At 64.4% G+C, this 11,227-nt stretch carries 9 protein-coding genes; 4 read left to right on the plus strand and 5 right to left on the minus strand.

Annotation, left to right across the window (positions count from 1 at the left end):
- Nucleotides 1-499: 499 nt before the first annotated feature.
- Complete coding sequence (locus V5A19_RS12555) at nt 500-2,077, minus strand: sigma 54-interacting transcriptional regulator (protein ID WP_332319609.1); 1,578 nt, start codon at nt 2,075-2,077, stop codon at nt 500-502.
- Nucleotides 2,078-2,356: 279 nt separating this feature from the next.
- Here V5A19_RS12555 and V5A19_RS12560 point away from each other — a divergent pair, with 279 nt between their 5' ends.
- Entirely contained in the window at nt 2,357-2,962 is a 606-nt protein-coding gene (locus tag V5A19_RS12560; RefSeq protein ID WP_332319608.1) for a beta-class carbonic anhydrase, read from the plus strand.
- A gap of 71 nt (nt 2,963-3,033) precedes the next feature.
- Nucleotides 3,034-3,270: an FmdB family zinc ribbon protein gene (locus V5A19_RS14400; protein ID WP_443081457.1), complete on the plus strand. Its 237-nt coding sequence runs from the start codon at nt 3,034-3,036 to the stop codon at nt 3,268-3,270.
- A 413-nt stretch (nt 3,271-3,683) separates the two neighbouring features.
- Here V5A19_RS14400 and V5A19_RS12565 read toward each other — a convergent pair whose 3' ends face one another.
- Nucleotides 3,684-4,421 (minus strand): sulfite exporter TauE/SafE family protein, encoded by a 738-nt coding sequence (locus tag V5A19_RS12565; protein WP_332319607.1) that lies wholly within the window; start codon nt 4,419-4,421, stop codon nt 3,684-3,686.
- Between the two features lie 252 nt (nt 4,422-4,673).
- Between V5A19_RS12565 and recB the strand changes: the two genes are divergently transcribed.
- Together recB and recD are read left to right on the plus strand one after the other, a co-directional pair.
- Nucleotides 4,674-8,087 carry an exodeoxyribonuclease V subunit beta gene (gene recB / locus V5A19_RS12570; protein WP_332327862.1) on the plus strand — a complete coding sequence of 1,138 codons (3,414 nt, stop codon included), beginning with the start codon at nt 4,674-4,676 and terminating at the stop codon, nt 8,085-8,087.
- Nucleotides 8,088-8,089: 2 nt separating this feature from the next.
- Nucleotides 8,090-10,018 carry an exodeoxyribonuclease V subunit alpha gene (gene recD, locus V5A19_RS12575; protein ID WP_332327863.1) on the plus strand — a complete coding sequence of 643 codons (1,929 nt, stop codon included), beginning with the start codon at nt 8,090-8,092 and terminating at the stop codon, nt 10,016-10,018.
- Nucleotides 10,019-10,062: 44 nt separating this feature from the next.
- Here the strand turns inward: recD and V5A19_RS12580 are convergent, their stop codons facing one another.
- The 3 genes from V5A19_RS12580 to V5A19_RS12590 form a co-directional block, all read right to left on the minus strand.
- On the minus strand, nt 10,063-10,302 hold the full coding sequence (locus V5A19_RS12580; protein WP_332327864.1) for a DUF2442 domain-containing protein: 240 nt from the start codon (nt 10,300-10,302) through the stop codon (nt 10,063-10,065).
- On the minus strand, nt 10,283-10,519 hold the full coding sequence (locus V5A19_RS12585) for a DUF4160 domain-containing protein (protein WP_332319603.1): 237 nt from the start codon (nt 10,517-10,519) through the stop codon (nt 10,283-10,285). Before V5A19_RS12585 ends, V5A19_RS12580 begins: the two co-directional genes overlap by 20 nt.
- A 166-nt stretch (nt 10,520-10,685) precedes the next feature.
- On the minus strand, nt 10,686-11,227 hold a 542-nt coding region (locus V5A19_RS12590; protein WP_332327865.1), incomplete at its 5' end, for a helicase-related protein.

Raw genomic sequence — 11,227 nt, forward strand, 5'->3', positions numbered from 1 at the left:
ATTAGGGGTCAAGTCTTGACATGACAGTTAACGTCCAACCTTGAAGGCTACTTGGGCCTCAAACTGTCTTGTCAAGACTTGACCCCTTTTTAGGCTTTTTCCTTTTTAGGCTCTACTCGCACTTATATGGTCTTATTCCCGAGGCGGATCCGGGATCCGACGACCAGCTAGACGCTTTCCTCGCCTTTGCTCTCGGCAGGGTATGGCTCGACTTTCGGGACCCGGAAGAGGTTTCCCTGTTTGGGAATCGACGTACGGGGAGCTTTCTGCTGCCCGCCCGCCCCTTGGACAACTATTGCCCAGGGGCTCGAGAGAAGTTGCGAGGGTTGGCCGACCACACCTGCGGGCAGTTCTACGGGGCTTTTAGCTGACTCACCAATACCACTCGGGGCGTCGAGGAGCCGCAATACCTCAGGCACAACCTCTCGGCCCCTGGCCTCTACCTAGCCAAAACAATGCTCATTAGCTCACTTACACGAAATCGTGGAGTGCCTCTTTTTTATTCCATATTCCGTCTGCTGGCCGCAGGCTCCTGAAATAAGGCCGGATCGATTCCGTGGTGGCGGATCTTCATCTGAACCGCCCTCGGACTGAGCCCGAGCTGTTCGGCGGTCCACCGAACATTGCCTGCAGCCTGGGCCAGGGTTTCTTTAAGGATGCGGGCTTCCAGCCGGTCGGCCACCTGCTTGCGAGCCATCCGCAGGTTGTTGGTTGGCGGCGGAGACGTGGTTGGGGCCCTGTTGTCCCCGAGGTCTAGGGATTGGATGACCGGTCCTTTGCTGAACAAGTACCCCCGCTCCAGCGCATTCTCCAGCTCCCGCACGTTGCCCGGCCAGGAATGGGCGAGGACCCGGGACCAAGCTTCCGGGCCTAACTGCTTGCGCCCCTGCTGATATTGCTCGTGCAGTTGTTCGAGGAAGTGGTCGACCAGGGCGTCGATATCCTCAAGCCGCTCCCTGAGGGGAGGAAGGGCAATGGGAATGACGTTCAGGCGGTAGTAAAGGTCCGTCCTGAACTGGCCGCCCTCGACTAGGCGGACGAGATCGGCATTCGTAGCCGCCACGACTCGAACGTCCCCCTGCAGGGGACGGCTTCCCCCTACACGCTCGTAATACCCCTCCTGAAGGACCCGCAGCAGCTTTGCTTGGAGCAAAGGCGGCAGGGTGTCCACCTCGTCAAGGAAAAGGGTGCCCCCATTGGCTTGTTCGATATAGCCATGATGGACCTCGTGCGCCCCAGTAAACGCCCCGCGCTCATGGCCGAAGACCAGGCTCTCGAAAAGCCCCTCCGGGATGGCACCGCAATTGACGGCCACGAAACGCTGGCTGGCTCGAGAGCCCAGGGCATGGATCGACCGGGCGACCACCTCCTTGCCGGTCCCCGTCTCCCCCTGAATGAGCACGTTGGCATCGGTCGGGGCGGCGATCTCAATCGTTTCCAGGATGCCCCGCATGGCCGGCGATTCGGCCACGATAGCCGGAATACCGGGCCCCTCTGTTTCGGACTGCCGGCACCAGAACCGCTTGAGCCGTTCCTGGACCCTTTGGGAGCCATTCTCCCCGACGACGTTGGCTTCGTTTTTATAAACCTGTCCCGCTCCGGCGGGCGCCTGCTCCGGGTCGGTATAGACCGCGACCGAGCAGCAGTCATCCCCTACCGCAAGGCGCTTTTCAAGGACAACCCGGGCCCAGCCGAAATTGCGGGCGGCGATGCTCCCGAAAACGCTGGCGGTCATCTGGCATAGAGCGGGGGCTTCGGTGACGGTTTGGCCGAAGGGGCAGCGGTGATTGAGCACCCGCACGGCACTGGGAGGGCTGGAAGCGCGGGCGAAGTTGCCACCGATCTGATTCTTTATGCCGGTGATCATGTCGGCGTAGCCGGCGAGATCGAGGGGCTCGGGAAGGGTCTGATCGGCCCGGTAAGCCGATTCGAAGCAGGTAGCAGCGCTTTCGGCGATTGTGGCGATCTGGTGGCGGACCGCCTCAGCACTCCGGTCCCCGTCCTCGCCCCACCCCTGGGTCAAAAGGGCCTGCAGGAAGCCCATAGGGGATAGTTCGGATAACGAAAAATCGGTCATCGGCCTCTCCTCAGGGGCGAAAACAAGATTCGCGGCTGGAGGTTAAGGGCGCATGCTCCCTTCGCAGGCGCTGAACCCAGCCATAACCCTTTGGGCTCTTCGTGCCTCGCCGCCTCCACTCGGTGCGAACGAGGCTTTCGCACCCGCCCGCAGGTACCCATAAAAAACATTGAAAAAACGGATTTCTAACTGTTTCGGCGAATGGCACATCTCATGCAATTGGGTAGGTGAATGGATTGCGATCCATTCCACCTTTAGGCCATCCCCGAGGAGAAAGCAATGACCCTGAAACGCCAGCTAGAGCAGGATTTCCAGGAACGCAGCAACTGGGTCCTTCGCCGCCAGTCCGGGATCCCCAACAACCGCCGGCTTTGGGTGTGCGCCTGCATGGACGAGCGCCTGCCGGTGGACGAAGCGCTCGGGATCCGGGGCGACAACGGCGACGCCCATGTCTTTCGGAATGCCGGCGGCGTTATCACCGATGACGCCATCCGGTCCGCCATGCTCACCTGCAACTTCTTCGGGACCGAGGAGGTGGTGATCATCAACCACACCGAGTGCGGCATGATGTCGGCCCACACCGATACCCTGATGAAGGCCTTCCAGGATAAGGGCATCGACACGGACAACGTCCAGCTTGATCCGGAGGTACCCGAGCTGAAGCTGGAAAGCGGCTCTTTCGGAAAGTGGATCCGGATGTTCGATGAGCGGTCCGTGGACGACATCTGCGCCGCCCAGGTCGATTACGTCCGTAATCATCCCCTGATTCCCGACCATGTCACCGTGAGCGGTTGGATCTGGGAGGTGGACACGGGCAATTTGCGCCCGCCGCATCAGCGGCTGGGTGAGAAAGTGAACACGCCCAAGGAGATGGGGGCCAAGTAGCCGCCAGCAGGGGCCGGGAAGCCGACCCCTACCCCTAAAGGCTCAGGAAGGTCTGACCGTAGGAGTAGCCCATGCCCCTATTCGACTTCGAGTGCCCCTTTTGCCACCACCTTTCCGAGCACCGTTGGCAAGCGGGTACGCCCCAGCCGACATGCCCGAATTGCGGCCACTCCATGAAAAAGCAAGTGTCGGCCCCAGCCGTGCACGGAGCCATGGCTCAAGGTCGCGAATCCGCGGTGCGATCCCTAGTCACCGGGAAGGCCGCCAGCCATTGCTGCGGCGGTTCGGACCACCGGCAGCCTCATTAATGGCAGGCGAAGGGGCCTGCCTTAGTCCGGTGTCCTATCCAGCCGAGGAGGGCGAAAGACGGGAGAGTTAACGGCTACGGTTTTTCATTCAACCTGATTAGAGGTCAAGTCTTGACATGACAGTTAACGTCCGACCTTGAAGGCTACTTGGGCCTCAAACTGTCTTGTCAAGACTTGACCCCTTTTCTATGTCGGATGATTGCTTCTCGAAGCTTGCCCAGACGACCGGTGCCTCGCAAACGGGCTAAGAGGGGACAATCGCAGGAGGTGCGGCCAAGCGGACCGATTGTGGAACCGGTTTGGTCAGCAAGGGCGAAGCGGGATGACCCCCGGGTTCCGACCGGCACTGCCCCGCAGGAAGCCGCGCACCCTGCCCCCCCCTTATCCGCCTCTTCCCGCCTGGCTTCGGCCCCCTAGACCAGACCGCGGACCACCGCCCCGGCCCCCGCCAGGGCGGACACGGCCAATACCACCGGGCGCAGCCAGGCCCGGTCCAGGGTCCGGGCGGTATAGCCCGACAGCCAGAACCCTGCCAACACGGCCGGCAGCAACGCCAGGCCCAGGACCAGCGCCTCGCCGTCGAACCGGCCCACCGTCGCCAGGGAAAGCAGAGCCATCAGGCCTCCGGGCACGAAGATGGCGGACAGGGTCGCCCGCAGCCGCAGCCCGCCGGCGTTCTGGAAGACCAGGGCCAGGGGCGGACCACCGATGGAGGTGGCCGTGGCCATGAACCCCGCCAGCGTGCCGGCCGCCGCCAAGTGGCCGCCCTGCGGCTCGGCAGCTGCCCAGCCAAGGGCGCTCAGGGCCACCGCCAGGAGGACAAGGCCGCCGAACGCCAACGCCAGCCCGCCTTCCGGCAGCGAAGTCACCACCCCGCCGGCCAGAGCCGAGCCCACCACAAAGCCCGGCAGAGCCCAGGCCAGGGGCGCCTTCTCCAAGCCTGCCCGGTCCCGCACCAGGATGAGGGCCGGCAAAGTTAGCCCGGCGATGAGCATGGGGGCAGGCACCAGCGCCGGGTTGAGCAGGAACAGCAGCGGCGCCCCCAGCAGGGCCACACCGAAGCCCACCGAACCCTGCACCACCGCTCCGCCCACCAGCACCAGGCTGGCCAGGAGCCACTCACCAAATGTCAGGGGCAGATCCGGGATCATAAATCACGGTTTACCAGGAGTTACGGATCGACAGCGAAGTCCGTGAAGGTGGGTCAGCGCCGAAGCAACAATAAGCCTTTCCCGGCAAGCTGTCATGTCGGGACTGGAGCTTTTTAGCGGCCGGACAGGGGAAGTCCTATTGCTGAATTTGGGAGCGGGAGGGGGGAAGCGAAATTGGTGAGGGGGAATCAGTCCTCGAAGGAAAACCGCTTCTTTCGACAAAACTGTCATGTCAAGATTTGACCCCTTTTTTTGGCTGAGCTGATCAAGAACCAGAGCGACCCCGGCTCAGTTTCGCCGAGTCAGAAAGATAACGGGGCGGCGCGAAGCGGCGACGCCCAGCGCACCGAGCTGCTCCTGCGGCGGGCGGTGCAGTCCTTTGACCAGGCCGCCATCTACACCATCCACGGCTACTGCCAGCGGGCCCTGTCGGACCACGCCTTCGAGGGCCGGCGCCCCTTCGAGATGGAGCTGGTCACCGACCCCTCCGAGCTCATCCAAGAGGTAATTGATGACTTCTGGCGGCAGAAGGCCCCCACCCTGGACCGCCCCTTCCTGGACTACCTCCTGGACAAAGGCATGGGGCCGGAGAAACTAGCCGGGACCATCCGTTCTTACCTGGGCAAACCCGACGTCGTCATCCGCAGCCCGGAGACCGACGACGGGGTGGACTTCCAGGCCTACGCCGATGCCTACACCCGAGCCCGGGAGCTGTGGCAAACCGATAAACCCACCATCCACCAGCGCCTGCTCGACGGCCTCGACGGCTACAAAAGCGGCCAATACGACGCGGCCAAGATCGCGGGCTGGGTGGATAAGATGGACGCCCACCTGGCCGGGGAGACCCCACCCTCGGGGTGGTTTGAGAAATTCCAAAAGCTCTCGGCCTCGGGCCTCGAAAGCGGGACCAAGAAGGGAAACGAGGTCCCGGACCATCCCTTCTTCGACGCCATGGACGAGGTAGCGGCCACCTGGGAACCGGTAGCCGAGGCCTTCGAGGCCCGCGCCTGGACCCTCGTCCACGAGGCCCTGAGTTACGCCTGGGCTGAGCTACCCCGGCGCAAGGAGACCCGCCGGGTGCAGGCCTTCGACGACCTCATGCTCAACCTCGACCGGGCCCTGGACGGGCCGGCCGGGGAAACCCTGGCGACCACCCTGCGCGAGCGGCTGCCGGTGGCCCTGATTGACGAGTTCCAGGACACCGACCCCGTCCAGTACCGCATCTTCCACCGCATCTACGGCGAGGCTGTCGGGCCGATCTTTTTGGTGGGCGACCCTAAGCAGGCCATCTACGGCTTCCGGGGGGCGGACATCTTCGCCTACCTGCGGGCGCGAGGGGACACCGAGACCCGGGAAGACGGCCACACCCACTACCTCCCCAAGAACTGGCGCTCCACCGCGAAGCTGGTCACCGCCTTCAACGACCTATTCCAGCGCAACCGCCCCTTCTGGTTCGACGCCATCCCATACAAGGAGGTGGCTTCCGCCCACCCCAAGGAAAGCCTGGAGCTTCCCGACTTCGACCCGGCCCCCTTCCAGTGGCACTTCCTGCCGCTGACCCCCAACGATGACAAAAAGAAGAACAAGGGCGCCGCAACCGAGGTGGCGGTGCAGGAAACGGCCGCCGAGATTGCCCGGCTGCTCGATGCCAGCGACCAAGGCGAGGCCCGCCTGACCCACCCCGATCACGGCGAGCGGCCGCTGACGGGCAAGGACATCGCCGTGTTGGTGCGCACCCACAAACAAGCCCAGGCGGTGCGTAACGCGCTCAGCCAGCGGGGGATCGCCAGCGTCGAGCAGGCCCGGGAGAGCGTGTTCGCCACCCCCGACGCCGAGGAGCTCGAGCGAGTGCTCGCGGCCATCCAGGAGCCGCATCGGGACGATCTCCTGCGCGCCGCCCTGGCCACCACCCTCTACGGCCATACCGCCGCCGAGCTATACGCCCTCACCCAGGACGAGGACCACTGGGACCGAATCGCGGATGGCTTCCAGGTCCTGCACGACCACTGGCGGGCGCACGGCTTCATGGGCCTATTCCGGCACTGGCTGGCCACTGAGGGTATCCAGACCCGCCTGCTCGCCCAATCCGAGGGGGAACGCCGGCTCACCAACCTGTTGCACATCGCCGAGCTGCTCCACCGGCAGGCGCAGGAGGCGGACTTAGGGATGGAAGGCGTGCTCGCCTGGCTGGGGCAGCGCCGGCAATCCCCCGGTACCGAAGGCGAGGAGGAAGAGCTCCGCCTGGAGAGCGAGGCCGACCTGGTCCAGCTGGTGACCATCCACAAGAGTAAGGGCCTGGAATACCCCATCGTGTTTTGCCCCTTCCTGTGGGACCTCGCCGTCAAAAGCCCGGACAAAAACCAGGCGGTGGATTTCCACGATCCCGACAACGACAACCGCCTTACGGTGGACCTGGGCACCGAGGAACGCGAGGCGGCCAAGCACCGCAAGCAGGAGGAGACCCTCGCCGAGAACCTGCGCTTGCTCTACGTGGCGATCACCCGGGCGGTGCACCGCCTCTACCTCCTAACCGGGCCCATCAACGAGCTGGACAAATCGGCCTTCGGCTACCTAATCCACGCCACTGCCGAACCCGGGTACGATTGGAACGCAGCCACCAAGACGGTGCCCACCGCGGACCCCGAAACCTTGTATGGCCACCTGGAGGCCTTCGTCGACGCCCGGCCGGAGGTCTTCGGACTAACCGCCCACTTCACCACCACCGAAGGCGGGGAAGGCCCCCGGCGCCAAGCCCCAACCCCGCCCAAACTGGCCGAGCAGCGCTTCACCGGCTCAGTTGCCACCGATCGGTTCGTGACCAGCTTCAGCGGCCTGATCGAGGGCCAACCGGCGGACCGCCCGGAGGCCGACCGCGGCGAGAACGTTTGGATTACCCCCTCGCTGGTGACAGAGGCGCCCCTCGAAGGCCCCGCCCGCTTCCCCAAGGGACGCGCTGCGGGCACCTGCCTGCACGGCGTGCTGGAGCACATCGACTTCACCACCGGCCCCGAGGAGTGGCACGAGCCAATGGCCCGCACCCTGCGCGAGCACGGCTTCGATCCGGAGCAGTGGGGCGAGATCGTCACCGACTTGGTCGCCAACACGGTAGCAACGCGCCTGGGCGGCGGGCTGGCGGGCCATTCCCTGCAAGGGATCGGTGCCGGCGCCCGGCTCGACGAGATGGAGTTCTACTACCCCCTAGCCCGCCTGACCGATTCGACCCTGAGCCGGGTGCTCGCCGATTACGGATACCATCCCGGCGCGGCCAGCCCGGAGGCCGGACCGGCCCTGGCATTCCGCCCCCAGGCAGGCTACCTGCGCGGGTTCATCGACCTCGTCTTCGAGGCCGACGGGCGCTACTACCTCGCCGACTACAAATCCAATTGGCTCGGGCCGAACGCCGCGGCTTACACCGACGCCGCCCTGGCCAAAGCCGTGGCCGAGCACGGCTATGCGTTGCAGTACCTGCTCTACAGCGTGGCCCTACACCGCCATCTGCAGGCGAGCCTGCCGGGGTACCGCTACGCCGATCACTTCGGCGGGGCGTATTACCTGTTCCTGCGCGGGATGGACCCCGAGCGCGGTGAGGGCGCCGGGGTCTATTTCGACCGCCCGGACGAGGGGCTCATCCAGGCCCTGGACGGCCTGTTCCGAGGGGAGGGCTGACCATGTGGCAGGTGCTGGAGACGCTGCGCAATCGGGAGGCCCTGTCCGATGTGGACCTCGAGCTGGCCCGATTCCTGGCCGAGCACGACCCCGCCCCAGTTTCGCCAAACCAGAAAGATAACGGGGCGGCGCGAAGCGGCGACCCCGGCTCAGTTTCGCCGGATCAAAAAGATTACGGGGCGGCGCGAAGCGGCGATGCCGAAGCCGGCTGGCCGGTGGTGCTCGGCGCGTGCCTGGCGAGCCGGGCGCCGCAGCAGGGCGACACCTGCGTGGATCTGGTGGCCCAAGCGGGGCGTCCAGTAATCGAGGAGGACGAACCGGTGGCCGTCGCCCCAGAGCTGGATGCCTGGCGGGACGCGCTAAGGGCCTCAAAGGTTGTTGGCGACCCAGGGGACTTCTGCCCGCTGATCCTGGAGGACGACCGGCTCTACCTCCAGCGCTACTGGGGCTATGAGGCGGCGATTGCCGAGGACCTGGTTCAGCGCGGCACCCAGACCGTGGACGGGGTGGATACGGCCACCCTGCAGGCCGCCCTGGCCCGGCTTTTCCCCGAGGCGGGCGAAGCGGAAACGGACTGGCAGAAGGTGGCCGCCGCAGTGGCCGTGCTCCGCCGGCTGACACTGATCACTGGCGGCCCTGGCACGGGCAAGACCACTACCGTCACGCGCCTTCTGGCGGCCCTTCTGGAGCAGCCGGCTACCGACCAGTTGCGGATCGCCCTGGCCGCCCCCACCGGCAAGGCAGCCGCCCGCATGCAGGAGGCCGTCCGCCACGCCAAGGCCGAGTTGCCCCTCGACGAGGCCTTGCGGAACCGCATTCCCGAGGAGGCCCGCACCCTCCACCGCCTGCTCGGCGCCCGCATGAGCTCCACCCAGTTCCGCCACAACCGGGACAACCCCCTGCCCTTCGACGTGGTGGTGGTAGACGAGGCCTCCATGGTGGACGTGGCCCTGTTCGCCAAGCTCCTGGATGCCATCCCGCCAAAGGCCCGTCTGGTCATCGTCGGCGACCGGGATCAGCTGGCCCCAGTGGAGGCCGGCAGCGTGCTCGGCGAGATCGCCGCCGGCGACAACGGGTTCAGCAAGGCCTTCGGGGATCAATTGGGCGAAATCGTGGCCAGCGAGCTACCGGTTGCGGACAGCCCGTCTCCCCTCGTCGACAACCTGGTGGCGCTACAACGCACCCATCGGTTCGGGGATGAAGGGGGCCTCGGCCACCTGGTGCGAGCCGTGAAGGCGGGCGATACTGGGGCGGCTAAAGCTGTCCTTACGGATACCGCCTATCCGGATGTGACCGCGCAGGCCCTGCCCGAGGAGCGCGAAGGCTGGGAGGCGCTGGTCCAGGAATTGGCTAGCAACTTTGAACCCCTTATTGAAGCCGGCGGAACCGGGGACCCGGCCAGGGCCTTCGAGGCCTATCGAGGCTTCGGGGTCCTGGACGCCATGCGCCAGGGCCCCTTCGGCTCCGAGGCTTTGAATCGCCAGATCGAACAGGCCCTCCGGATTCGCGGTACGATTCCAGCAGCCGGCCACTGGTACCCCGGCAAACCCGTGCTGGTTACCCAGAACGACTACCGGCTGAAGCTATTCAACGGGGATGTGGGGATCGCCCTGCCGAACAATGGCGAACTCAAGGTCCACTTCGAGACCCCGGACGGCGGCTATCGGGCCCTGACCCCCAATAGGCTGCCGGCCTATGAACCGGCCTACGTGCTTACTGTGCACAAGAGTCAGGGCTCGGAGGTGGACGAGGTGGCAATGCTGGTGCCGGAAGGGGCAGCTAGCGTAAATAGCCGAGAGCTTGTGTATACGGGAATCTCACGGGCCCGGCGGGGGTTGACCCTGCGCAGCCCAGAGGGAACCCTCCAGCGAGCGATCACGGCCCCCTTGGCGATGGCATCGGGTCTAGCAGCCAAGCTCGCCGCGCCGTAGAGAGGATTGCTTAACCGCCCAGACCTTGGCAAGGAAACCGGATCTTACCCCGCCAAGAGCCCGGAAACGCTCAAGTCCTCATCCACATCCGGCCAGTGAATGCCTTCGCCTTCACCCATCAGCTCGTAATTTTCCAGCTCTTGCGGGGACGCCTCAGAGAGGCGAGGAAACCAAGCGAGCGGCACGGAGATTTTCCGCCCGTCAGCCAGGGCAACGATCATTTCCTCTTCTGTGAATTGGACGCTTTCCGCCCGGGGATGAAGCTCAACCGCCGAAGAAGTCATTCCAAGCCTCCCGTAAGAGTCCCTGGTTTTCCAAAACGAGACGCAGCAGGGCGCGCTGCTCTTGCGCGTTGAAACGGTTGGAGCTGGCAATGGACACTGGCTCCAGCCAGAACTTGGCCAAGCCGCGTTCCCGTTGGACATGAATATGCGGTGGCTCGCCCTCTTCGTTACTGTAAAAGAAAAAGCGATAGGGCCCCCGCCGCAGGACCGTTGGCATCCCCTCCCTCCTTACCAGACCCCAACCTATTCCACCACTCCCCTTAGCTTACTCCTGCGTATGAGGAGACGGGAACTGGCCCTCTCGCAAAAACCTAGAGGGCTTGGACTGCGCTGGAGGCTCTCAAGTCGTTTCGGGCAGAAGACAAAACCAAGCCCTGCGCCCGCTAGTATTTGGAAACGGACAAGTCCAATTTTAGTTCCTCTTCCGCCGCCTCCGGTAGAGGGATCCGCTCGGCTATTTGCTCAGCTGAGCGAGCATCAGTAACGACTCCCCCTCCCATGACCACGTTGAACCACCGCTCCCGGTCGGTTACTACCCGGTACATCTTCTCGTCCTGAGTTTCGGCAACATAGGGCATGTAGACTTTGATGGGCTGACCAGCCCGCTCGGCCTTAGCGCCGATCCGATCCACCCGGCCAGTGCGCTGTTCGATATTACTCGGATTCCAGGCCAGGTCGTGGTGAATGATGTGCCGGCAGTTCAGGTGGAGATCCACACCCTCGGCCATGACGCTGCTCGTTACCATGATCTCCGGATAGAAAGGAGTATTGAAGGCAAGCATCAGTTTTTGACGAGTCTCGTGATCCGTGGCCCCGTTGATCAGCCGAACGTTGCTCAGAAACCCATGGCGACCTTCCTCCCCATCGAGGTCCTCTACCGGTCCCGTTCCATGCCGGATGCCGGTCTGGATAGTTTCCACAGCTG

This window comes from Thiohalorhabdus sp. (genome assembly GCF_036628635.1).
GTDB lineage: Bacteria > Pseudomonadota > Gammaproteobacteria > Thiohalorhabdales > Thiohalorhabdaceae > Thiohalorhabdus.

What these genes read in the sequence shown, in the direction of transcription:
- recD (WP_332327863.1), top strand. Translation starts at nt 8,090, where the DNA reads ATGTGGCAGGTGCTGGAGACGCTGCGCAATCGGGAGGCCCTGTCCGAT.
- V5A19_RS12565 (WP_332319607.1), bottom strand. Translation starts at nt 4,421, where the DNA reads ATGATCCCGGATCTGCCCCTGACATTTGGTGAGTGGCTCCTGGCCAGC.
- V5A19_RS12555 (WP_332319609.1), bottom strand. Translation starts at nt 2,077, where the DNA reads ATGACCGATTTTTCGTTATCCGAACTATCCCCTATGGGCTTCCTGCAG.
- V5A19_RS12585 (WP_332319603.1), bottom strand. Translation starts at nt 10,519, where the DNA reads ATGCCAACGGTCCTGCGGCGGGGGCCCTATCGCTTTTTCTTTTACAGT.
- V5A19_RS14400 (WP_443081457.1), top strand. Translation starts at nt 3,034, where the DNA reads ATGCCCCTATTCGACTTCGAGTGCCCCTTTTGCCACCACCTTTCCGAG.
- V5A19_RS12580 (WP_332327864.1), bottom strand. Translation starts at nt 10,302, where the DNA reads ATGACTTCTTCGGCGGTTGAGCTTCATCCCCGGGCGGAAAGCGTCCAA.
- V5A19_RS12560 (WP_332319608.1), top strand. Translation starts at nt 2,357, where the DNA reads ATGACCCTGAAACGCCAGCTAGAGCAGGATTTCCAGGAACGCAGCAAC.